Genomic DNA, 21056 nt, shown 5'->3' with positions numbered 1-21056 from the left:
TGGAGATTAAGTTTTAAACGGTGAGGTTATATAGGCTTTTTCCTTGCCATATATCGCGCTGCATCTCGCTCCAATGCCTTCGCCCAAGACTCGAATTGTACAGCACTTCGGTCAGGCATTCTTCCCATGATTTTTTTGGCAGCAGCTTCCGCTTGGCGGCAAAAATATTTTGTGGATTGGAGGGGCCAGCCTCGAGTATCTCTGAAGTCCAGCCCCAGGTTTAACAGCACCTTAACGGCCTCATCGTCGGTTACATCGGCGGTTTCAAACTGCAGTTCATGCCTGTAGAAACTACTATCGATCGCCCATCGTTCAGAATCCCACTCCGGTAGATCTTGATATTCTTCTGGAAATTGAAACCTTGTGTTCTCTTCCGTAACGCCAAACGTTTTCCTAGATAAATCGTCAATAAAATTTCCCAGTTCAGGGGGCAGCTCGCCGTATAGGGACCTATATAGAAGAAGCTTGTCCTCCAACTTTTGAAAATCACTGATTTCAACGAATTTTATTGGAGTGTGCGGAGTTTTTTTCACAACAGCATCGCTATTGCTGGAAAGTTTTGCCCAGTCTTCGAATCGCTTTTTCATCAAACTAAATCCTCGAATCGTGGAATTCAGTATTTTATCAAAAATTACACGTAAAAGAACTTGTATGCATTTTCAGAACAGCTTTCTGTTGCAAATCTTGTGGATTACGGGACTACTATGAAAAAATGACGAATAATGCGGCTGCCATTAGGTTCTATGCAAAGCTAACTATCGATGAAACCAGCGGACACTCCAGCCCCCCACGCCTTCACCACATCAGCCGAATGGGAAACCTGGCTCGCCACCCACCACGCCCAGTTCCTCGGCATCTGGCTGCTGATCGCCAAGAAAAACGCGACCATCCGCCTGATCACCATCGGCGAAGCCCTTGACGTTGCCCTCTGCTACGGCTGGATCGACAGCCAGCGGAAGGGGTTTGACGAAAAATCCTATCTGCAGCGCTACTCGCCCCGGCGAGGGAAAAGTCCGTGGTCGCGGCTGAATGTCGATCGGGTGGCGGCGCTCTCTGAAGCCGGACGGATGCGGGCAGCCGGCCTCGCGGAAGTGGCGGCGGCGCAGGCGGACGGGCGCTGGGCGGTGGCCTACGAGCCGCAGGGCAAGGCCGGGCTGCCGGAGGATCTGGCGGCGGCTCTTGCCGAAAATGTGCAGGCCGCGGCCGCCTTCGCGAGCCTCGACAAGACCGGCCAATACATGCTCATCCTGCCGCTCCTGAAAGCCACCACGCCGGGGATCCGTCTTGCCCGCGTCAGACAAGCGATTGCCCGGCTGGCCGGGGACGAATAGGTGGCTGCCGCCGGCGCTTTTGCGCCGTGACGCGCGGTTTTCCGGAAAAATTCATCGCCATTTTTCCCCGCCCCGAAAACCTGCCCCATACTTTCCCTCATCTCCGCCGCCGGAGTGTTTCGCGAGACGGTCGCGGGCAGGCGGAGGCCGGCGCCCTCACTTGACCCGTAACGTGCGGCAACGGTGAGGGAGGTGAAAGCCATGGCGGCCCTGTCCTTTGGGCAGTCGCCTATCAAGCCTCCCCCGGGCCGCCAGGTCCGGTTCGGTTGAGCCGTGCAAGTGGCCGGGCGTCCCGAAAAGACGTCGCGAAGAAAGCCATGCAGCGAGGCGAGGCAATCACCTGTAGGGGCCGGACGCCCCGAATGAACGCCGAAGGCCACGCGAGTGCGGAGCCACAGACTAAAAACCAAATGAGGTTCCGCACTCGTGTGGGCTCTCCATGGATCAACACGGGATCGTAACACGGGCAGACAGGCGGCGTGGCCGCAAAGCCGTGCGTGAAGGATAAGCGAGATGAAGATCAGAACTCCGGAAGAACAGCAGCGTTACGAGGCGGAACGAGATGCCGAGCCCTATTTGCCGGGCTTCACCTGGGGCGAATTCCACCGATTGCCGCAACGCCGGCAGGAGCGCGAAAGCCAGAAATTCTTCCAGTTCGCCACCAGTTCGCTTGGCTACTGGAAGACCTGCAGCCTCTCCCCATGCCGCCGGGCAAAGGCCTGCCGGGGTTTCCTTTCGGAAGCGCAGGCGGCGTCCGGTTCTTACCAGACAAACTTTCCGCCCTGCATCCGCGAAGGCGCCTATCGCCAGGAGGCGACATTGAAGGAGATGGCCAGACTTTACGGGCTGACGGACGAGGAAGCTAACGGAGGATGACCGCCGGCAGAGCCGGCGGTCAGAGGTCGAGGTGGCCTTTAAGCCGCCATGCCCTGGATGGCCGAGACCTGCCAGTCGCCGCCGCGCTTGCGCAGGAACGTCCAGAGTTCGACGGATTCCGTCGGCTGATCGGGATCGCCCTCGACGACGCGGCCGGTGGCGCGCTCGCGGGTGACGTCGATGCTCTCGTAGCGCATGGCGACGGTGGCGTAGTCATCGCCGCCCTCGTTCCAGGCTTCCGAAACGTCGCCCTGCACCAGATGCACGTCGCGGACCTCGTTCTTCAGGCCCTTGGTGGCATTGTCGCTCAGCTCTTCGGCCAGCCACGACATTGCCTCCGGCGTCGTCAGCTTGCGCAGCGTGCCGTAATCTTCCGCCGCATAGGCCGCCTGCACCTGCTTCAGCATGGTCTCGAACTGGCCGAGATCGGCCTCGCCGACACCGATCTCGTCGGTCGTGTCATCGGCCATGCGCGGCTGTGCCGGGCGCGCGGCACCCCCGCTGAGAGCCCCGCCACCGATGGACGGAATCTTGAAGGACGGCATGCCCGAACCGGAGCCCGAATTCTGGCCCTGGCCAAAGCCCTGCATCGGCGAGCTACCGGCTCCACGCGGCGCATAGCCGGCCGGAGCCGCCGTCTGGCGGCCGCGGAAGAAGCGCAGGGCGAGCATCACAGCACCGGCGATCAGCGCCATCTGCAACAGCATGCCGAGCATGCCGGCAGCACCGCCAAAGCCGGTGCCCATCATCATGCCGATCAGGCCGCCAAGGGCCAGACCGCCGAGCATCGAGCCGGCAAAGCCGCCGAACAGGCCGCCGGGACGCTGGGCGCCGGGACGGGCCGCCGTGTTCTGCTGGGCAGCACCGGGTGTCGCCTGGTTCTGCGGGGTCATCGTCCGGTTGATCGGCGTCGCGTCCGCCGGCGCCGTGCGGGTGATCGGCGGCTGCGAAAACGTCCGCGTGCCGCGGCTGCCGAAGCCGCTGCCGGCGCGGCGTGCCTCGGCCAGATCGACCACCGTCAGCATCACCATCGAAGCGACCGCGAAGGTCGCAAGAACACGTCCAAACCTAACCATGAAACCAAAATCCTGTTGTTCGCTCCCGGCGCGCAAGGCACGCCTCGTGAGGGACATATGGGGACATCGCAGCGAGAATTGAAGGCTTTTGCGCCGCAGTTCACGGTAAAGCGAGGGCTGAACGCTTGTGACGCGGGAGAAAAAGGGACCGGCGAACATCCCCGCCGGTTGAATCCGGGCGATGATGCCAAAAGAAAAGGCGGCACACCCGCCGCCTTTCCCTGTTCTCTTGGTCGGCCCGACCTAGCCGATAAACGTGTCGTACAGCAGCTTGAGATTGAGGACGACGATGATCGAGGCGACGATCCAGGCAAGGGCGGCGACATATTTCGGAATGACGAAGGTGCCCATCTTCTTTTTGTCGGAGACGAAGCGCACCAGCGGGACGACCGCGAAGGGAAGCTGCATGGACAGGATGACCTGGCTGAACACCAGGAGTTCGGCCGTGCCCTTCTCGCCATAGATCCAGGTAACGATGACCACCGGCACGATGGCGATGCCGCGGGTGATGAGACGCCGGGCCCATTGCGGAATGCGCAGCCGCAGAAAGCCTTCCATGACGATCTGGCCGGCCAGCGTCGCCGTCACCGTCGAGTTGAGGCCGGAGGCAAGCAGCGCCACGGCAAACAGGGTCGAGGCAATGCCGAGGCCGAGCAACGGCGACAGCAGTTCGTAGGCCTGGCCGATCTCGGCAACGTCCGTGCGGCCGTTGGCATGGAAGACGGAGGCCGCGATGATCAGGATGGCGGCATTGATGAACAAAGCCAGCATCAGCGCGATGGTGCTGTCCGTCGTCGCCCACTTGATTGCATCGCGCTTGCCCTCGTCGGTACGCTTGTAGTTGCGGGTCTGGACGATCGAGGAATGCAGGTAAAGGTTATGCGGCATGACGGTGGCGCCGATGATGCCGATGGCGATGTAGAGCATGGCCGGATTGGTGACCACCTCGGTCGACGGCAGGAAACCGCTGAGCACAGCCGCGATCGGCGGGGCAGCAGCGGCGATCTGGACGAGGAAGCAGCCGGCAATGATGACCAGAAGCGCGATGACGAAGGCTTCGAGAAAGCGAAAACCCTTGTTCATCAGCAGCAGCAGCAGGAAGGCATCGGCCGCGGTGATCAGAGCGCCGCCGATCAGCGGGATGCCGAACAGCAGCTGCAGCGCGATCGCCGTGCCGATCACTTCGGCAAGGTCGCAGGCGATGATCGCCGCTTCGCAGGCAAGCCAGAGGAGGAAGTTGACGGGCTTGGAATAGGTATCGCGACAGGACTGGGCAAGGTCACGGCCGGTGGCGATGCCGAGCCGGGCGGCAAGCGCCTGCAAAAGGATCGCCATCAGGTTGGACAACAGGATGACCGTCAGCAGCGTATAGCCGAATTGCGATCCGCCGGCGATGTCAGTCGCCCAGTTGCCGGGGTCCATGTAGCCGACCGAGACCATATAGCCCGGCCCCATGAAGGCAAGCATGCGACGGAACCAGATGCCGCCGGAGGGCACGGGAATGCTGGAATTGACTTCCGGCAGGCTCGGCCGGGCGTCCTCCGTGGTCTTGGCAAAGGTCCAGCTTTGCTGCGGCGGCAGGACGGCTTCGGAATTGGACATGCACGGTCTCCGGATGCGGAATGGGCCCTCTTGTCCCGAACTTATGCCAAGGCTCAACATTATGCAATGTGCTATATTGTATCGATCCGGCTTTTTTGAGCCGTGTTATCTGCGGTGGAAGACGGGATAAACCGTTATGAAAAATCGAAGCCTGTGCTATGAAATTGCAAGAGCTTTAAAAAAAGACAGAGAGGATCAGCCCCTGCCGCGCCGCCCCGTTCCCCGCACGGATCCGCTTCCCGACGCGGACATTCACTCCGAGGGTTTCAGGCAGACCCGCGAAGCACGGCGCGGTGCGCTGATCGAGGATTATGTCGAGTTGATCGCCGACCTCATCGAGGATGGCAACGAGGCGCGGCAGGTGGATATCGCAGCCCGCCTCGGCGTGGCGCAGCCGACGGTTGCCAAGATGCTGGCCCGGCTTGCCTCCGAAGGGCTGGTCTCGCGCAAACCCTATCGCGGCGTGTTCCTGACGGAAGCCGGCCAGAAGATGGCGCTGGAAAGCCGCGCCCGCCACCAGACGGTGGAAGCCTTCCTGCGCTGCCTCGGCGTCAGCCCGGAAACGGCCCGCATCGATGCCGAGGGCATCGAGCATCACGTCAGTGTCGAAACGCTGGAAGCCTTCCGCCGGTTCATCGCCAGGAAGACCTGACCTAACCCGCCGTCAGCCGCCGCCCGAAGCGTTCGCCCAGAATGATGATCATGCCGGCGGAAAAGATCAGCGCCGCGCCGGCGAAAACCCGGGTGGCCGGAATATCGCCCCAGATCAGGAAGCCGAGCCCGAAGGCCCAGATCAGCGAGGAATATTCGAACGGCGCCAGCACCGAGACCGGCGCCCGGCGCATGCCCTCGAACAGCGCATATTGCGCGATGCCGGCGACCACTCCCGTGCCCACCATCAGTGCGACATCGGCAAGGCTCGGCGGAACCCAGGTGACCACGACGGCGGCACCGGTGAAGAGAATGAAGAAGCCGCTCGAAATCGTCATCTGCACCATCGTCACCTCCTGCATCGCGGTCTTGCGCAAAAGCACCGTCGAAAAAGCCCAGAATACCGCCGCCTGCAGCGCCAGCCAGACCGGCAAGGAGAGTTTCATGCCGGTTCCGAACGGATCGGTCGCAACCAGCACGCCGGCGAAACCGACGAGAACGGCGATCCAGCGCAGGGGCGGCACATCCTCCTTGAGGATCGGCACGGCCAGAATGGTGATCAGGATCGGCGCGGCATAGTAAAGCGTCGTCAGCTCGGCCAGACCCAGATCACGCGCCGCCGTGTAATAGGATAGCCACGCAGCCAAAAGCAGCAGGTTGCGCAGGATCATCGGTTTGAGAACCGGCGAATGCAGCGAGCGGCGCAACAGCGGACCCCGCCCGATGACGGCGCAGATCGTAAAGATCGTCACGCTGCGCACGAACAGGATCTGCCAGACCGGCAGCGCCACGACCAGCCACTTGACCGAGGCATCCTGCAGCGTGAACAGGAAATAGGAAAAGATCGTCAGCAGAATGCCTGATAGCACGGAGGTATTCACGAAGGGCTCCCGAAGGCGCGGCGCAAGTCGCGCGCAGCCTGTGATAGCCCGAGGAAAACGGGCCAGGAAGGGGCGAGAAAGGCATGTCTGTGGCGAAAAATGGGGGTCGGACAGTCAAATCCGGACTTCAACACCGAAGCCGTGCCGATGGTGACCACACGATGCCCTCGGCCGAGAGACCCGTTTCAGAGCCCGATCACCGAGAGCATGACAAAGGTGGCGAACAGCACGAAATGCGTCATGCCCTCGATCGCATTGGTCTCGCCGTCGTTGAGATTGATGGCAGCGACGATCAGGGTGATCGTCACCATCAGCGTCTGCACCGGCGTCATCGCCATGATGAAGGGCTGACCGGTATAGAGCGCGATCGCCTCCATCACCGGCACCGTCAGGATAACGGTGGACAGCGAGGCGCCGAGCGCGATGTTGACGACCGCCTGCATGCGGTTGGCGAGCGCTGCCCGCATCGCCGTCATGATCTCCGGCGACGCCGAGATCGCCGCGACGACGATCGCCGCCAGAACAGGCGGCGCGCCGCTGCCCTTCAGACCTGCCGTCAGCAGGCCGGACATGATTTCGGCGAGCGCACCGATGATGACGACGCCGATGATCAGGATGGCGATGGACGTGACGACCGGTTCTTCTTCCGGTGCATGCTTTTCCGCGCCTTCGCGCTTGGGATAGCTGTAGCTGAAGAAATAACTATGCACGCCGACCTGCATCTTCAGGAAGACCGCATAGAGCGTCACCATCGCGACGATCGTGAAGGCGGAATAAAGGTGCCATTTGGCTGCCGGTACAAATTCCGGCACGATCATGGAAATGCCCATGGCCGTCAGGATCATGACGCTGTAGGTGCGGCTGGAATCGTCGTTGTAGGATTGCTCTCCATGCTTCAGGCCCCCCAGCAGCGCCGCCAGCCCGAGGATGCCGTTGATGTCGAGCATGACCGCGGAATAGATCGTGTCGCGCACCAGCGTCGGCGACAACTCTTCGCCGCTCATCATGATCGCCAGAATGATGACCTCGACGAGTACGGCCGACAGCGTCAGGATCATCGTTCCATAGGGATCGCCGACCTTGGCCGCCAGCACTTCGGCATGGTGAGCGACGCGCATCGAGGCGAGCACGATGGCAAAGACCAGAACCGCCGCGCCGGCAAGGGCAGCCACCTGCCCGCTCTCAAGCAGTTTATGTTCGATCAGGAAGCCGACGGCAGCAAAGACAAGTGCTGCGCCGAGCAGGATTTCGGACTTCAGAATGGAGAACAATGCAGCGCCTCGTGACCAACGGTATGAAGTTCAACCAAGTATAGGCGCCAGGCTGCGCATTTCAATCGAACGTCAGCGATCTCACAGACACGGCTACAGGATTATTTTCCTCGCACACTTTACTCCGCTCTGCATTTTGGTTAATCTCGGCGGAGAAACAATCAAGACAGCAAGAAGCCAAAACACCAGAGAAAGCGTCACGCTTCACCGCCCGCAGGATGCGCACCGATGTTTTCACATGACCGGATCTGGAGTGCGATCGATGCGCTCGCCGAGCGGCATCAGCTGTCCCCTTCGGGCCTTGCCCGGCGGGCCGGACTCGATCCGACCTCTTTCAACAAATCCAAGCGGCATTCCGCCGATGGGCGCGAGCGCTGGCCTTCGACGGAATCGATTGCCAAGGTGCTGGATGCCACCGGCTCGACGATCACCCAATTCATGGAATTCCTGCGGCCGGGGCCTGCCTCCGGCGCCTTGCAGGAGAGCGCTTTCCCGTCGCAAACAGGCTCCATCCCGCTGCTCGGCTTTGCCCAGGCCGGTGCTGGCGGCTTTTTCGACGACGGCGGCTTTCCGGCGGGACAGGGCTGGGACGTGGTCGAGTTTCCGGCAGCTCCGGGCGCCAAGGCCGGCGTCTATGCGCTGGAAATCCAGGGCGACAGCATGCTACCGCTTTATCGCGACGGCGACGTGCTGATCGTCGAACCCGGCGCGCAGATCCGCCGCGGCGACCGCGTGGTGGTCAAGACGACCGAGGGCGAGGTCATGGCCAAGATCCTTGTGCGCCAGACCCCGCGTAGCATCGAGCTGCTCTCGCTCAACCCCGAACACCCGAATCGCACGTTCGAGCTCAGCGACGTCGAGTGGATAGCCCGCATCATCTGGGCGAGCCAATAGGACAGTTTTCCTGATGAAGCGGCATCTTCTCACCGCCGGCGGCGGCATCGCCGGCATTTTCCTGACCATCGCCCTTCTGATGAGCGGTGCCTCCGCCATCCAAGGACGGCAGAGTGCCGCCACGCCCGAGTTTACGCTGGAAACGCCCGATCTGGCGGATGTGCCCGACCTCGGCGGTGACGGGATGAACACGGGCGACGAACAGACGGACAACAGCGAGACGGTGCCTGATGATCCCGCCGAAAGTGGCATGATCGAGCCACAGAACAAATCCGTGCGCGATATCGCGCCGGAGCAATTCGGTCTTCCAGACGAGGTGACCGCGCAGCCGCTGGAGCGCATCGAACCCCGGACGCCGCTTTCGGAGCCTGTTGCAAGGCCGGAGCCCGTTCCCCTGGTGCTTCGCCATCCGGTCGCGCTGTCGGCGGGCCTGATCCAGTTCGGCGACCGACTTTTGCAACTGGACGGGCTGACACCACAGAAGGCAGAGCGTGTCTGCGGCGAGGCAGGCAAGACCTGGCCCTGCGGCGTGGTGGCGCGAACCGCATTCCGCAATTTCCTGCGGGCCCGCGCGCTTCTGTGCAATGTCCCGAAAAACGGTTGGCAGGGAACGCTGACCGCCGCCTGCAGCGTCAACAACACCGACCCCGCCCTATGGCTTGCCGAAAACGGCTGGGCCGAGGCGCAGCCAGGCTCGCCGCTCGAAGACAAGGTGGACGCAGCGCGAAAGTCCCGTCTCGGCTTTTTCGGGGACGATCCCCGGGATTTCAGCACAACGCCTATGCCGCTGGATGAAACGGCCGTGCCCGGGGGCATGGATGTGCCCGAAGCAACGGACACGATCGAACAGGGCTTGTAAGCGGCAGCACCTGCCCATACCTCTCAGCGCAGATACAGCAGCACGGATATCCTATGCCCGAAAACATGAGCCATCACGAAGCCCTCATCTACGTCATGGTGATGATGTCGGCGGTCGATACCGCCATGAGCGATGATGAGTTGGAACGCATCGGCAGCCTCACCAGCTTCCTGCCGGTCTTTGACGGATTCGATCACGACCACCTGGTGCATGCCGCACGCGAGTGCGCCGCCCTTCTCGATGGCCCGGAAGGACTGGACATTGCGCTCGAGGTGGTGCGCGAAGCGCTGCCTTCGCGTCTCTACGATACGGCCTACGCGCTGGCGGTCGAACTGGCCGCGGCCGATCTCTCGATCCGTCAGGAGGAAATTCGCCTGCTGCAGCTTCTGCGCGACCGGCTGGGTCTCGACAAGCTCACCTGTGCGGCGATCGAGCGCGGCGCCATGGCCCGCTTCCGCAAGTAGAAGCTGCTCCCGTTTCGAAGGATGCAGCAGCACATGTTTCAATAAATCCCGGCCGGGAAATAGCGCAGGTAGATCTCGTTGAGACGGCCCTTGCGGGACAATTCCAGAAGCGCGTGGTCGATCGCCTGCGTCAGCGCAGAATCGCCCTTGCGGTTCATGATCGCCAGCCCCTCGCCGAGGAAGCGCTGCGAGAAATAGGCGCCGTCGAGGAGCGCGCAGCAATCGGCGGCGTCGCTGCCGGCTGCCCAGAAGGACAATTGCATCCCGTCCGAAAAGACCGCGGCAACGCTCCCCTGCTTGAGGGCGGCCAGCATGGCTTCACGGCTGGGGAAGGACCGCGTTTCAAGCTTCGGGAAAAAGGCCTTCAGCATCGCCTCATGCGTGGTCCCCGATACCGCACCAACGGGCTTGCCACTGAGCGACGCCACGGAAAGATCCGCCCCCATGACCTGGCGATTGGCGGCGAAGCGGGCTGGCAATTTCATGAAGGCGCGGGAAAAGGCGAAGCGCTGGCGCAATTCCGGGCTGATGCCGATCCCGGCGACCACCGCCTCCCCCTGCCCGTCCTCAAGCGCCGGCTGCAATTCCGCGAAGGTCACGGCCTGGATCTGGCACTTGGCGTCGATCTCCAGCTCGCGGCAGATTTCCCGCACCAGATCCACATGGAAGCCTGACAGCTTGCCGGATTGATCGATAAAATTGAACGGCGGGAAATCCACGGTCGTCAGGAACCGCAACCGTGCAAGGCCACTCAGGTCCGGCTTTGCAATCCGCTCGCGCGCGTCAAACAGCAGGGGCAGGTCATGAACCCCCTCCGCGGCCCGCGACACGGTTGAAAAAGATACAACCGACAGCACGCAAAGCGTGAAAATCCCGTAAAATTTTAGGGATGCACGGAAGGCGCGTGTCATTATGATCATTCCCGGGGTGAGATAGGGGATATTGCCGCGCATGCGGCAACGGGGTTTTCATGCGTCTCGGAGAATATCCGGACAATTCCGGAATGGCTACCGCAAATGAGCCGACGGCCAGGCGATCGCTGTCTGATGCCGCAGCACGACGATTGCCGCCGGCGCTGAAGCAGGAAGGCCGTCTGCTTCTGCAGATGGGTATCGGCAAACCGGCCATCGCGCGGGCGATGCTGCTCGCCGATATCCATGGCACGACCGTCGAGGAAGAATTGCTCGCGTCCGGCGAAATCGACGAAACGATCTATTTCGAAGCCCTTGCTGAAAAGCTGGGCCTCGACTTCATGCCGGACATCGACTCCGGCCGGGTGCAGGATATCGCAGATCTGGATACACAGATCGCAAGGCCGGAAATGCTGCGCGTTCATCACACGAGCCGTCCGCCGGTCACGGTGATCGTTCCCTCGCTATCCAGGCTTGCCGAGGTTGCGGCCCTTCTGGAGCGAACACCGCTGCTGCGCCGATCGCTGGCGGTCTCGACGCCTTCGGCGGTGCGCAAAGCGGCCTGGCAGGCCGGGCGCCTGCGCCGGGTTTCGGCGACCACACGATCGCTTTTCGAAACGGTGCCGCTGCACAGCGCGCGCATTACCTTCTGGGGGAAGCAGGGATTTTACGCGGGCATCATCCTCTGTGCCATGGTCGCCGCATCCATCACGGTACCGCTGGTCAGCCTGCTGATGCTGCATATCGTGCTCACGCTGTTTTATCTCGCCAATTTCCTGGTGCGGTTCTACGCGCTCGGCTGTGCCTTCATGCAGGAACGTGCCGGACAGGCGCCGAAACCGGACGTCCCCGCCGGTCCGTTGCCGATCTATTCGGTACTCGTCGCACTCTACAAGGAAGAGAGCGTCGCGACCCAACTTGTCGATGCCCTGGACCGGCTCGACTGGCCACGGTCCCGCCTCGATATCAAACTCATCTGCGAAGAGGATGACGCAGAAACGATCGCGGCCCTCAAGGCTTTGCCGCTCGCTTCCGAATACGAGATCGTGCTGGTGCCGGTCCATCTGCCGCGCACCAAGCCGAAGGCGCTGAGCTACGCACTTCCCGGCGTTCGCGGTACATTCGTCACCGTCTACGATGCCGAAGACCGGCCGCATCCGGGCCAGTTGCGCGAGGCCCATGCCGCCTTCATGGCAGCGCCTCGGCATGTCATCTGCCTGCAAGCGCCGCTGATCGTCACCAATGCGCGTCAATCCTGGCTGAGCGCGCTGTTTGCGCTGGAATATGCAGGGCTGTTTCGCGGCTTGCTGCCGATGCTGTCGCTGACCGGCCTGCCGTTGCCGCTCGGCGGAACATCCAATCATTTCCGAACGGCCGAGCTGAAACAGATCGGCGGCTGGGATCCGTACAATATGACCGAGGATGCGGATCTCGGACTGCGGCTGCATCGGCTCGGCTACCGCTCGCGCGTCATCTTCAAGCCGACCTTCGAGGAGGCGCCGATCTCGCTGCCGGTCTGGCTCGGCCAGCGCACACGCTGGTTCAAGGGCTGGCTGCAGACATGGCTGGTGCTGATGCGCAGGCCAGCCCAGCTTGGAAGGGAAATGGGCTGGCCGGCCTTTGCCGTCTTCCAGATCCTGATTGCCGGCATGCTGCTTTCCTCGCTCAGTCATCCCGTCATCGTCGGCTTCCTCGTCTATCTGACATGGGCGATGCTGCAAGACGGCACGCATGTCGATGGCTGGCTGGCCTTCTGGCTGTTCATCTGCGATGTCGTGAATATCTTCGGCAGCTATGCCGTCTTTGTCTCGCTTGGGTTCAACCGGATGACTACGCGGGAGAAACGAGCGGTCGGCCGGCGCTGGGTTTTCGTCCCGTTCTACTGGCTGATGATGTCGCTGGCGGCCTGGAGGGCGCTGCTGGAACTGCGGACCAGTCCGTTTTCATGGAACAAGACGCCACATGCGCCGGTTGGCAAGAGCTAGAAAAGCAAGGTGGAGCGGGTAGCGGGAATCGAACCCGCACGATCAGCTTGGGAAGCTGACAAGCTACCACTACATCATACCCGCAACGCATGCGACGTTTCCACCAAGCACCGCTGGCTGTCAAGGCGGGGCATGATTTTCCGGGCGCTATTTATTCCGAGCGGAAATGCTTGGAGAGCTTCAGGCCCTGCGCCTGGTAGTTGGAGCCGAGACCGAGCCCATAAAGACCTTCCGGCCGCTCCATCATGTGCTCATAAACCAGACGGCCGACGATCTGGCCGTGTTCGAGGATGAAGGGAACCTCGTGGCTGCGGACTTCGAGAACGGCGCGGCTGCCCTTGCCGCCGGCCGAGACGTGGCCGAAGCCGGGATCGAAGAAGCCGGCATAGTGGACGCGGAACTCGCCGACCAGCGGATCGAACGGAGTCATTTCCGCGGCATAGAGCGGCGGAACATGGACCGCTTCGCGCGAGACGAGGATATAGAACTCGTCGGGATCAAGGATCAGTTCGTCGCGACCCCGGCTGTAGAGCGGCTCCCAGAAATCGAAAATGCCATGCACCGCCTTCTTGTCGACATCGACGACGGCCGTATGGTGCTTGCCGCGATAGCCGATGAGGCCGTCGGCGCCGGTGCCCTTGAGGTCGATGGAGAGTGCGATGCCGGCGCCCGAGACGTTCGGCGTATCGCTGGCCACCAGAACATCGCTTTCATGCAGCGCCATGACTTCCGTTTCGGTGAGCAGCGCATGGCCGATGCGGAAGCGGATCTGCGACAAACGTGAGCCGCGCCGGACGATGACCGGGAAGGTGCGCGGGCTGATTTCAAGGTAGAGCGGGCCGGAATAGCCAGCCGGGATCTTGTCGAATTCCTGGGCGCGGTCGGTGATGACGCGGGTGAAGATATCGAGGCGGCCCGTCGAGCTTTTCGGGTTGGCCGATGCCGACATGCCGACCGGCAGGTCCAGGCTTTCCATCAGCGGCACGATATAGACGCAGCCGGTCTCCAGCACCGCGCCTTCGGAGAGATCGATGACATGCAGTTTCAGCCGGTCGAGCTTGTCGGCCACCAGATGGCCGGGGCCCGGCATGAAGCTGGCGCGGACCCGGAAGGCGATCGAGCCCAGGCGCAGGTCGAGGCTTGCGGGCTGGATCTGATCGTCATCCAGCTTGCCCTCGCTTTTCAGCCGCCCCGCATCAAACAGCGCCGCAATGGCGCGATCGGCTAGAATGCCCGTGGCCCTCGTCATTTCCATCTTCCTCTTTGCCGCAGACGGCACGTCATAAACCAAATTGTCCCTGTGACATATCTTCTTGTTCGCGGGAATTGACGCAAGCGCGGCTAATCAGTAAATACTGACTTATCCCGTGGTGATTTGGCCGGTCGGCTTGCAGCCACGTTAAACAAATAGCTAAAAAGGCCGGGTTTGAAACCGGCTTGCTTTACGCGGCCGGTTTTTTTGTTTTGAAAGAGACAATCGATGAGCAAAAATTGGCGCCCCGCGACACAGCTCGTTCATGGCGGCACGACCCGTTCAAACCATGGTGAAACCTCCGAAGCCATCTTCATGACGCAGGGCTTCGTCTACGACAGCTCGGAAGCCGCCGAAGCGCGCTTCAAGGGCGAGACGGACGGCTTCATCTACGCACGCTATGGCAGCCCCACCAACGACATGTTCGAAAAGCGCATGTGCATGCTGGAAGGCGCCGAGGATGCGCGCGCCACGGCATCCGGCATGGCCGCGGTCTCGGCTGCGATCCTCTGCCAGTTGAAGGCCGGAGACCATATCGTTGCCGCCCGCGCTTTGTTCGGCTCCTGCCGCTGGGTGGTGGAAACGCTGGCACCGAAATACGGTATCGAATTCACGCTGATCGACGGACGCTTCCTCGAAAACTGGGAGAACGCGGTCAAGCCGAACACCAAGGTGTTCTTCCTCGAGAGCCCGACCAACCCGACGCTGGAAGTGGTCGATATTGCCGGCGTCGCCAAGATCGCCAATCAGATCGGCGCCAAGGTCGTGGTTGACAACGTCTTTGCGACACCGCTGATGCAGAAGCCGCTGGAACTGGGCGCCCATATCGTCGTCTATTCCGCGACAAAGCATATAGACGGCCAGGGCCGTTGCCTCGGCGGCGTCATCCTGTCCGACAAGGAATGGATCGACGAGCATCTGCACGACTATTTCCGCCACACCGGCCCGGCGCTATCGCCGTTCAACGCCTGGACGCTGCTGAAGGGCATCGAGACCCTCCCCTTGCGCGTGCGCCAGCAGAGCGAGAATGCCGCGCGCGTCGCCGATTTCCTTGCCGAGCAGAGCCAGGTCGCCAAGGTAATCTATCCCGGCCGCAAGGACCATCCGCAGGCCGATATCATCGCCCGGCAGATGAAGGGCGGCTCGACGCTGGTCTGCTTCGAGCTGAAGGGCGGCAAGGAGGCGGCTTTCGCGCTGCAGAACGCACTGGACGTCGTGCTGATCTCCAACAATCTCGGCGATAGCAAGAGCCTGATTACTCATCCGGCGACGACGACACACAAGAATCTCTCGGACGAGGCCCGCGCGGAACTCGGCATTTCGCCGGGTACCGTGCGCTTCTCGGCCGGCATCGAGGACAGCGAAGACCTGATCGAGGATTTTGCCCGTGCGCTGAAGTCGGTACAGGGCTGATCCGCAACTCAATTGAAACGCCCATGTCCCGCAGGATGTGGGCGTTTTTCTATGCCTGTCTTTCCGCTTTGAAGCGTGTGCGCGCCAGCATGATCCGCGACAGCGCGGTGTAGAAGCACACAAGCGCGAAACAGATGGCGATTTCCGAAAACCAGTGCGGGAAAAGGCAGAAAGCCAGGAACACGGCGATCGTTTCGCTGGCCTCGGCAAGACCCGTTGTGAAATAGAGCGATTTCGCTCCCCGCACGTCCGTCGAAAGACCGCGTTTTTCAGCCATGATGGAAAAGGCGAGGAAGCTAGCGCCGTTGACATAGAACGACAGCAGCAGAAGCCCGCCGGCAACGCCGTTTTCATAGGAGTCGGCAAGGATGAAGGCGAACGGGATGAGACCGTAGAAGGCGAAATCGAGCACGATATCGAGGAAGCCGCCGAAATCGGTTTTTTGCGTTGCCCGCGCAACCGCTCCGTCCAGGCCATCGCACATCCGGCTGACGCCGATCAAAACAAAAGCCCAGATATAAGAGTCCAGAACGATGGCAACCGCAGCGGCCAGACCGATCAAAAAGCCGGTGATGGTGACGGCATTCGCAGTGATACCATGACCAGCCAAAGCGCTGCCTGCGCGCCCCAGCCACGGGTCAAGCCCCCTCTTGATATGACCGTCGAGCATGCTGTGCCCTATCCCTACAGTTTACCGTGTCCGTTATTCTTGACGAAACCATCTTGCTGTAGAATATCGCTCATAGACTTGAAAAGGGTTTGGATATGTACCGCGCGCTGACACGCGACATCGAGGTGACCGTTGAGCCTTATTATCTGGAGGAGCAGTCCGATCCGGATGACAGCCGTTATGTCTGGGGCTATCGCATCCTGATTTCCAATCTTTCCGACAATACGGTGCGGCTGATGACGCGCTACTGGCATATCACCGATGAAAACGGCCAGGTGGACGAAGTCAACGGACCGGGCGTGATCGGCGAGCAACCGATCCTCAATCCCGGCGACACCTATGAATATTCGTCCGGCTGCCCGCTCGACACACCGTCCGGCGTGATGTTCGGCCACTATTCGATGGAAACGACGCAAGGCGAGTCCTTCACGGTGGACATTCCCGCCTTCTCGCTCGATTCACCCGGCCAGAACCGGACGCTGAACTGACGGCCGCAGATTACTGCGGCCGCACTTCCGTTGCTTCGAAGCTATAGGTCGTCGAGCAGAACTCGCAGGTGACCGAAACCATTCCGTCCTCGACGGTATGATCGATATCCTCCTGGCTCAAACTGGCCAGGACATCGCGCAGCTTTTCCCGCGAACAGCTGCATTTGTCATAGACCGCCTGCGGCGGATAGACCTTGACGCCGCGCTCGTGGAACAGCCGGTAGAGCAGACGTTCAGTACCAACCGTCGGATCGGTCAGTTCATCGGCGTCGATGGTCTGCACCATCACGCTTGCTTCACCCCAGAGATCATCGACCTCGAAGTCAGCATCGACGTCCGTCGCGTCGCCATCGCCGCCGTGCAGATCCCGCTGGCGCATGCGCTCGGGCGCTTCAGGCAGGAACTGGGCCACCATGCCGCCGGCCCGCCAGCGATGGCGCGGCTTGCCGTTTTCATCGCGGTCGAGCAGCTCGGCGACGCCGAGGCGCACCTTGGTCGGAATCTGTTCCGACTGGCGGAAATAGACGCCGGCGATCTCCTCAAGCGTCGCGCCATCCAGCGGTACGATGCCCTGATAGCGTTGCGAATGTACGCCTTGATCGATCGTGAAGGCGAGAATGCCGTCACCCAGCAGATGCTGGGGCTCGGTCAGACCGTTCTGTTCGGCAATCGACAGCGCTTCCTCATTGTAACGCGCATAGGCGCGCACCCGGTCCGGCGTCGAGAAATCGGCGACGACGAGATCGACCGGGCCGTTGCTCTTCGTCTGCACGATCAGCTTGCCTTCGAATTTGAGCGACGTGCCGAGCAGGACCGTCAGCACGACTGTCTCGGCAACGAGGCGGGCGACCGGAAGAGGATAGTTGTGGCGCTCGAGAATCGCATCCAGCATCGGGCCGAGCTGAACGGCGCGGCCGCGCACATCAAGGCCTTCCACCTGAAACGGCACGACGTGATCGTCGCCGGCGAAATCGAACTGGCCGAGGCCCGGTATGGTTTCCGTCATCACTCTGCTCCTTAGCCCTCGGCCATCCGCACCCCACAGAGGCCAAGGCCAGGGGCGCAACGATGTCCGATGCTCATATTGATCCTGCGCAGGCCCGGTTTGTCCAGATCGTCGCTGAAAAAACGGTTGCTTATCCTGATCGCCTCCAGTGTGGACAGCGAAACGGATGGGTGGATATTCCAAACATGAATGACCGGCACAGAAGGCCTCGCCACCCGCCGGTCATCACCTTGCAGCATAGATCGTGTGCCGCCGTCCGTTTTTCAATATGCGGCGGAACGCTCCTAAAGTGCCCCGAGGCACCAGGCGAGAACCGATTTCTGCGCATGCAGGCGGTTCTCCGCCTCATCGAACACGACCGACTGCTTGCCGTCGATCACTTCGTCCGTGACTTCCTCGCCGCGATGGGCAGGCAGGCAATGCATGAACAGCGCGTCCTTGTCGGCCTTCGCCATCAGCGCGGCATTCACCTGGAACGGCTGGAAGACATTGTGGCCGCGGGCGCGGTGTTCCTGGTTCATCGACACCCAAGTGTCGGTGACCACGCAGTGGGCGCCATCGACGGCCTGTTCGGCCTCGTGATAGAGCTTGATGTTCCCACCGTTGTTGCGGGCCCAGTTGAGGATCTTGTCGTCGGGTTCTGAACCGAGCGGAACGGCCATGTTCATCTGGTAGCCGAAGCGCGCCGAGCCCTCGATGAAGGAATGCAGCACATTGTTGCCGTCGCCGGTCCAGGCGATCGTCTTGCCCTTCACCGGACCGCCATGCTCCTCGAAGGTCATGATATCGGCCATGATCTGGCAGGGATGCGTGGTGTCGGTCAGACCGTTGATGACCGGGACGGTCGCATGCTCGGCCAGCTCCAGCAACCGTGTGTGATCGGTGGTGCGGATCATGATGGCATCGACGTAGCGCGACAGCACCTTGGCCGTATCGCCGATGGTTTCGGCGCGACCGAGCTGCATTTCGGTGCCGGAGAGGAACAGCGTCTCGCCACCGAGCTGACGCATGCCGACATCGAAGGAGACGCGGGTGCGGGTCGAGGGCTTCTCGAAGATCATCGCCAGCATCTTGCCGGCCAGCGGCTTTTCAGCCGTGCCCGCCTTGGTGGCTGCCTTGCGGACGCGGGCGTCGTCGATGATCGTCCGGAGGTCGCCTGTCGTCATGGCAGAAAGATCGAGAAAGTGTCTGGTACCGGCCATTCTATTCAAAGTCCTGTGTTCTTCAGCGTAAGGGGAACGTCGTTCAGGCCGAGGCCTGTCGTCGTTCCGCTGTGAGCTGTTCGGCGGCGCGCTCCAGCCGCGCCAAACCTTCACGGGCCTCCTCGGCCGTCGTGATCAGCGGCGGCAGCAGGCGGATGACATTTTCGCCCGCAGGCACGGCCAGCAGTCTTTCGGCCCGAATGGCCTTGAGCAGATCGGCCGACGGTACCTTGGCCTTGATGCCGAGCATCAGGCCTTCGCCGCGGATTTCCTCGATGACATCGGGGAAACGATCGGCAAGCGAGGCAAGGCCCTGGCGGAAGACCAGAGAGACATCGCGCACATGCTGCAGGAGGTCATCCGCGAGGATGACATCCAGGACCGCATTGCCGACGGCCATGGCCAACGGGTTGCCGCCATAGGTCGATCCATGCGTGCCGGCGACCATGCCGGAGGCTGCTTCCTCGGTCGCAAGGCAGGCGCCGAGCGGGAAGCCGCCGCCGATACCCTTGGCCACCGCCATGATATCCGGCGTGATACCCGCCCATTCATGGGCAAACAGCTTGCCTGTCCGGCCGACGCCGGACTGAACCTCGTCGAGAACGAGCAGCAGTCCGTATTCGTCGCACAGCGCCCGTAGTTCCTGCAGGAACTCCTTCGATACGGTGCGAATACCGCCCTCGCCCTGGATCGGCTCGATCAGGATGGCAGCGGTCTCTTCGGTGATGGCAGCCTTCAAGGCTGCCATATCGTCGAAGGGTACCTGATAGAAGCCCGGCGCCTTCGGGCCGAAGCCCTCAAGATATTTCGCCTGGCCGCCGGCGGCAATGGTTGCCAGCGTGCGGCCATGAAAGGCGCCCTCGAAGGTGATGATGTGGAATTTTTCCGGCTGGCCCTTGGCGAAGTGATAGCGCCGCGCCGTCTTTATCGCGCATTCGAGCGCCTCCGCACCGGAATTTGTGAAGAACACCTTGTCGGCGAAGGTCGCCTCCGTCAGGCGGCGGCTGAGGCTCTCCTGGCCGGGGACCTCGTACAGATTGGAGAGATGCCAGACCTTCTCGGCCTGTTCCTTCAATGCCGACACGAGATGCGGATGGGCATGGCCGAGCGAGTTGACCGCGACACCGGCGGCAAAATCGAGATAGCGCGTGCCATCCTCGGCGATCAACCAGACGCCTTCGCCGCGCTCGAACCGCAAGGGTGCGCGGGCATAAGTGTCATAAAGCGGCGTGGCTGCGGCCATGGCGCAGGTCTCCTCAATCATCGCGGTGATTGTTTCGGTTCATTGTTCGTCTCGGGTCGGGGCCAACCCTTAAAAAATCAAAATGCCGCCTTTCGGCGGCGAGGGCACTATCTTCATTTCGCATTGCGATGTCAACAAAAGCCCATGATTTGCAGCAATTCGCGCATACACGGCGGATATGATTTTTTTTGCGCGCACTCTTGCAAAAATGCCACGCATGGCAAGCAAGTTGGGGAAAACTCACAAATCGATTCGGTGAGATTCAAGGGACTCTTGTCAGAGAGTCCCCCGGTCTCTACGTTAATAAACAATTACTAGAACGCATGCGGCGGACCTAGTCACCAAAAGTGTTATCGCGTTTCAACCTCGGAACATGTCCGGGGTTCGGTGGAGGATTCGACCATCACCAACGCTGGGAATGGAGACAAGACCATGAACTGGACTGACGAGCGGGTCGAAAAACTCAAGAAATTGTGGGCCGAAGGATTGAGCGCGAGCCAGATCGCAGCACAGCTCGGCGGCGTCAGCCGAAACGCGGTGATCGGCAAGGTTCATCGGCTTTGCCTGCCCGGCCGCGCCAAGGCCGGCGGCACGGCAGCAACTGCCCGCACCAAGCGCCCCGCGACCTCCGCTCCACGCGCACCAAACTATGCTTCGCGCATGACCGCTACCCGCACCGTGACACGCACCGCCGGTGCCACCGTCATGAAGGAAGAGGTCGAGATCGACACCATCGAAGATCGGGAAGCAGTGCCCGCCGGCAACGTCGTCGTTCCGATGTCGCGCCGCCTGGTTCTGACAGAACTCACCGACCGCACCTGCAAGTGGCCGATCGGTGATCCGATGAAGGACGAGTTCCACTTCTGCGGCAACGACTCCCCGGATAGCTCGCCCTACTGCACATTCCACGCAAAGCTGGCCTACCAGCCGTCCGGCGAGCGCCGCCGGGCACGCTGAGGCTCCCCGAATTGCATTGCACGG

At 61.5% G+C, this 21056-nt stretch carries 21 protein-coding genes, 1 tRNA gene and 1 riboswitch; of the genes, 10 read left to right on the top strand and 12 right to left on the bottom strand.

All coding sequences use genetic code 11. From position 1 onward, the window contains the following. Positions 1 to 26 precede the first annotated feature (26 nt). Complete coding sequence (locus J2Z75_RS08365; RefSeq protein ID WP_209850354.1) at positions 27 to 587, bottom strand: hypothetical protein; 561 nt, start codon at positions 585 to 587, stop codon at positions 27 to 29. A gap of 174 nt (positions 588 to 761) precedes the next feature. On the opposite strand from J2Z75_RS08365, the gene J2Z75_RS08360 reads away from it, so the two are divergent. Continuing rightward, a complete protein-coding gene (locus J2Z75_RS08360; RefSeq protein ID WP_209850352.1) occupies positions 762 to 1331 on the top strand; it encodes a YdeI/OmpD-associated family protein in 570 nt (189 codons plus the stop codon). A 513-nt stretch (positions 1332 to 1844) separates the two neighbouring features. Beyond that, positions 1845 to 2207, top strand: coding sequence for a hypothetical protein (locus J2Z75_RS08355; RefSeq protein ID WP_209850350.1), 363 nt, complete (start codon positions 1845 to 1847; stop codon positions 2205 to 2207). A gap of 38 nt (positions 2208 to 2245) precedes the next feature. Here J2Z75_RS08355 and J2Z75_RS08350 read toward each other — a convergent pair whose 3' ends face one another. Both J2Z75_RS08350 and J2Z75_RS08345 read right to left on the bottom strand, forming a co-directional pair. Continuing rightward, on the bottom strand, positions 2246 to 3283 hold the full coding sequence (locus J2Z75_RS08350) for a Tim44 domain-containing protein (RefSeq protein ID WP_209850349.1): 1038 nt from the start codon (positions 3281 to 3283) through the stop codon (positions 2246 to 2248). A gap of 243 nt (positions 3284 to 3526) precedes the next feature. Beyond that, complete coding sequence (locus J2Z75_RS08345) at positions 3527 to 4885, bottom strand: Nramp family divalent metal transporter (RefSeq protein WP_209850347.1); 1359 nt, start codon at positions 4883 to 4885, stop codon at positions 3527 to 3529. Between the two features lie 136 nt (positions 4886 to 5021). On the opposite strand from J2Z75_RS08345, the gene mntR reads away from it, so the two are divergent. Next, positions 5022 to 5537, top strand: coding sequence for a manganese-binding transcriptional regulator MntR (gene mntR / locus J2Z75_RS08340; RefSeq protein ID WP_209850344.1), 516 nt, complete (start codon positions 5022 to 5024; stop codon positions 5535 to 5537). A gap of 1 nt (position 5538) precedes the next feature. On the opposite strand, the gene J2Z75_RS08335 is transcribed toward mntR, so the two are convergent. Further along, a complete protein-coding gene (locus J2Z75_RS08335) occupies positions 5539 to 6417 on the bottom strand; it encodes a DMT family transporter (RefSeq protein ID WP_209850341.1) in 879 nt (292 codons plus the stop codon). Between the two features lie 185 nt (positions 6418 to 6602). Then, a complete protein-coding gene (locus tag J2Z75_RS08330) occupies positions 6603 to 7688 on the bottom strand; it encodes a calcium:proton antiporter (protein ID WP_209850337.1) in 1086 nt (361 codons plus the stop codon). A 228-nt stretch (positions 7689 to 7916) separates the two neighbouring features. On the opposite strand from J2Z75_RS08330, the gene J2Z75_RS08325 reads away from it, so the two are divergent. Genes J2Z75_RS08325 through J2Z75_RS08315 form a run of 3 tightly spaced genes read left to right on the top strand, consistent with a single transcriptional unit; the run spans position 7917 to position 9905 of the window. Beyond that, positions 7917 to 8582, top strand: a complete 666-nt coding sequence (locus J2Z75_RS08325) for a S24 family peptidase (RefSeq protein ID WP_209850333.1) — start codon at positions 7917 to 7919, stop codon at positions 8580 to 8582. Between the two features lie 13 nt (positions 8583 to 8595). Continuing rightward, entirely contained in the window at positions 8596 to 9441 is an 846-nt protein-coding gene (locus tag J2Z75_RS08320; RefSeq protein ID WP_209850329.1) for a thermonuclease family protein, read from the top strand. A 53-nt stretch (positions 9442 to 9494) separates the two neighbouring features. Beyond that, complete coding sequence (locus J2Z75_RS08315) at positions 9495 to 9905, top strand: tellurite resistance TerB family protein (protein ID WP_209850326.1); 411 nt, start codon at positions 9495 to 9497, stop codon at positions 9903 to 9905. A gap of 38 nt (positions 9906 to 9943) precedes the next feature. Here the strand turns inward: J2Z75_RS08315 and J2Z75_RS08310 are convergent, their stop codons facing one another. Next, positions 9944 to 10816: a transporter substrate-binding domain-containing protein gene (locus J2Z75_RS08310; RefSeq protein ID WP_407692746.1), complete on the bottom strand. Its 873-nt coding sequence runs from the start codon at positions 10814 to 10816 to the stop codon at positions 9944 to 9946. Positions 10817 to 10908: 92 nt separating this feature from the next. Here J2Z75_RS08310 and J2Z75_RS08305 point away from each other — a divergent pair, with 92 nt between their 5' ends. Beyond that, positions 10909 to 12801, top strand: coding sequence for a glycosyltransferase family 2 protein (locus J2Z75_RS08305; RefSeq protein ID WP_234937214.1), 1893 nt, complete (start codon positions 10909 to 10911; stop codon positions 12799 to 12801). 10 nt (positions 12802 to 12811) lie between these two features. On the opposite strand, the gene J2Z75_RS08300 is transcribed toward J2Z75_RS08305, so the two are convergent. Together J2Z75_RS08300 and J2Z75_RS08295 are read right to left on the bottom strand one after the other, a co-directional pair. Further along, positions 12812 to 12885: transfer RNA gene (locus tag J2Z75_RS08300), tRNA-Gly, on the bottom strand. Positions 12886 to 12952: 67 nt separating this feature from the next. Next, a complete protein-coding gene (locus J2Z75_RS08295; protein WP_209850320.1) occupies positions 12953 to 14050 on the bottom strand; it encodes a 2'-deoxycytidine 5'-triphosphate deaminase in 1098 nt (365 codons plus the stop codon). Between the two features lie 108 nt (positions 14051 to 14158). Continuing rightward, a riboswitch (SAM riboswitch) is annotated at positions 14159 to 14237 on the top strand. Between the two features lie 44 nt (positions 14238 to 14281). On the opposite strand from J2Z75_RS08295, the gene J2Z75_RS08290 reads away from it, so the two are divergent. Continuing rightward, positions 14282 to 15466, top strand: a complete 1185-nt coding sequence (locus tag J2Z75_RS08290) for an O-succinylhomoserine sulfhydrylase (protein ID WP_209850317.1) — start codon at positions 14282 to 14284, stop codon at positions 15464 to 15466. A 49-nt stretch (positions 15467 to 15515) separates the two neighbouring features. Here J2Z75_RS08290 and J2Z75_RS08285 read toward each other — a convergent pair whose 3' ends face one another. Then, entirely contained in the window at positions 15516 to 16136 is a 621-nt protein-coding gene (locus tag J2Z75_RS08285; protein ID WP_209850315.1) for a CDP-alcohol phosphatidyltransferase family protein, read from the bottom strand. A gap of 95 nt (positions 16137 to 16231) precedes the next feature. Between J2Z75_RS08285 and apaG the strand changes: the two genes are divergently transcribed. Beyond that, positions 16232 to 16624, top strand: a complete 393-nt coding sequence (gene apaG, locus J2Z75_RS08280; RefSeq protein WP_209850313.1) for a Co2+/Mg2+ efflux protein ApaG — start codon at positions 16232 to 16234, stop codon at positions 16622 to 16624. 10 nt (positions 16625 to 16634) lie between these two features. Here apaG and J2Z75_RS08275 read toward each other — a convergent pair whose 3' ends face one another. The 3 genes from J2Z75_RS08275 to J2Z75_RS08265 form a co-directional block, all read right to left on the bottom strand. Next, positions 16635 to 17630, bottom strand: a complete 996-nt coding sequence (locus J2Z75_RS08275; RefSeq protein ID WP_209850311.1) for an Hsp33 family molecular chaperone — start codon at positions 17628 to 17630, stop codon at positions 16635 to 16637. A 284-nt stretch (positions 17631 to 17914) separates the two neighbouring features. Further along, on the bottom strand, positions 17915 to 18832 hold the full coding sequence (gene argF, locus J2Z75_RS08270) for an ornithine carbamoyltransferase (RefSeq protein WP_209850309.1): 918 nt from the start codon (positions 18830 to 18832) through the stop codon (positions 17915 to 17917). Positions 18833 to 18875: 43 nt separating this feature from the next. After that, on the bottom strand, positions 18876 to 20075 hold the full coding sequence (locus tag J2Z75_RS08265) for an aspartate aminotransferase family protein (RefSeq protein WP_209850307.1): 1200 nt from the start codon (positions 20073 to 20075) through the stop codon (positions 18876 to 18878). Between the two features lie 432 nt (positions 20076 to 20507). On the opposite strand from J2Z75_RS08265, the gene J2Z75_RS08260 reads away from it, so the two are divergent. Then, the gene (locus tag J2Z75_RS08260; RefSeq protein ID WP_209850305.1) at positions 20508 to 21032 is read left to right on the top strand and encodes a GcrA family cell cycle regulator; all 525 of its coding nucleotides are present in this window, start codon (positions 20508 to 20510) and stop codon (positions 21030 to 21032) included. Positions 21033 to 21056 lie beyond the last annotated feature (24 nt).

The sequence above is a fragment of the Rhizobium herbae genome (assembly GCF_017873135.1).
Taxonomy (GTDB): Bacteria; Pseudomonadota; Alphaproteobacteria; order Rhizobiales; family Rhizobiaceae; genus Pararhizobium; species Pararhizobium herbae.
This window is presented reverse-complemented; position numbering and strand designations above follow the sequence as displayed.

Coding starts and splice junctions, on each gene's coding strand:
- J2Z75_RS08365 (WP_209850354.1), bottom strand. CDS start 587: ATGAAAAAGCGATTCGAAGACTGGGCAAAACTTTCCAGCAATAGCGAT.
- J2Z75_RS08360 (WP_209850352.1), top strand. CDS start 762: ATGAAACCAGCGGACACTCCAGCCCCCCACGCCTTCACCACATCAGCC.
- J2Z75_RS08355 (WP_209850350.1), top strand. CDS start 1,845: ATGAAGATCAGAACTCCGGAAGAACAGCAGCGTTACGAGGCGGAACGA.
- J2Z75_RS08350 (WP_209850349.1), bottom strand. CDS start 3,283: ATGGTTAGGTTTGGACGTGTTCTTGCGACCTTCGCGGTCGCTTCGATG.
- J2Z75_RS08345 (WP_209850347.1), bottom strand. CDS start 4,885: ATGTCCAATTCCGAAGCCGTCCTGCCGCCGCAGCAAAGCTGGACCTTT.
- mntR (WP_209850344.1), top strand. CDS start 5,022: ATGAAAAATCGAAGCCTGTGCTATGAAATTGCAAGAGCTTTAAAAAAA.
- J2Z75_RS08325 (WP_209850333.1), top strand. CDS start 7,917: ATGTTTTCACATGACCGGATCTGGAGTGCGATCGATGCGCTCGCCGAG.
- J2Z75_RS08320 (WP_209850329.1), top strand. CDS start 8,596: ATGAAGCGGCATCTTCTCACCGCCGGCGGCGGCATCGCCGGCATTTTC.
- J2Z75_RS08315 (WP_209850326.1), top strand. CDS start 9,495: ATGCCCGAAAACATGAGCCATCACGAAGCCCTCATCTACGTCATGGTG.
- J2Z75_RS08310 (WP_407692746.1), bottom strand. CDS start 10,816: ATGACACGCGCCTTCCGTGCATCCCTAAAATTTTACGGGATTTTCACG.
- J2Z75_RS08305 (WP_234937214.1), top strand. CDS start 10,909: ATGGCTACCGCAAATGAGCCGACGGCCAGGCGATCGCTGTCTGATGCC.
- J2Z75_RS08295 (WP_209850320.1), bottom strand. CDS start 14,050: ATGACGAGGGCCACGGGCATTCTAGCCGATCGCGCCATTGCGGCGCTG.
- J2Z75_RS08290 (WP_209850317.1), top strand. CDS start 14,282: ATGAGCAAAAATTGGCGCCCCGCGACACAGCTCGTTCATGGCGGCACG.
- J2Z75_RS08285 (WP_209850315.1), bottom strand. CDS start 16,136: ATGCTCGACGGTCATATCAAGAGGGGGCTTGACCCGTGGCTGGGGCGC.
- apaG (WP_209850313.1), top strand. CDS start 16,232: ATGTACCGCGCGCTGACACGCGACATCGAGGTGACCGTTGAGCCTTAT.
- J2Z75_RS08275 (WP_209850311.1), bottom strand. CDS start 17,630: ATGACGGAAACCATACCGGGCCTCGGCCAGTTCGATTTCGCCGGCGAC.
- argF (WP_209850309.1), bottom strand. CDS start 18,832: ATGGCCGGTACCAGACACTTTCTCGATCTTTCTGCCATGACGACAGGC.
- J2Z75_RS08265 (WP_209850307.1), bottom strand. CDS start 20,075: ATGGCCGCAGCCACGCCGCTTTATGACACTTATGCCCGCGCACCCTTG.
- J2Z75_RS08260 (WP_209850305.1), top strand. CDS start 20,508: ATGAACTGGACTGACGAGCGGGTCGAAAAACTCAAGAAATTGTGGGCC.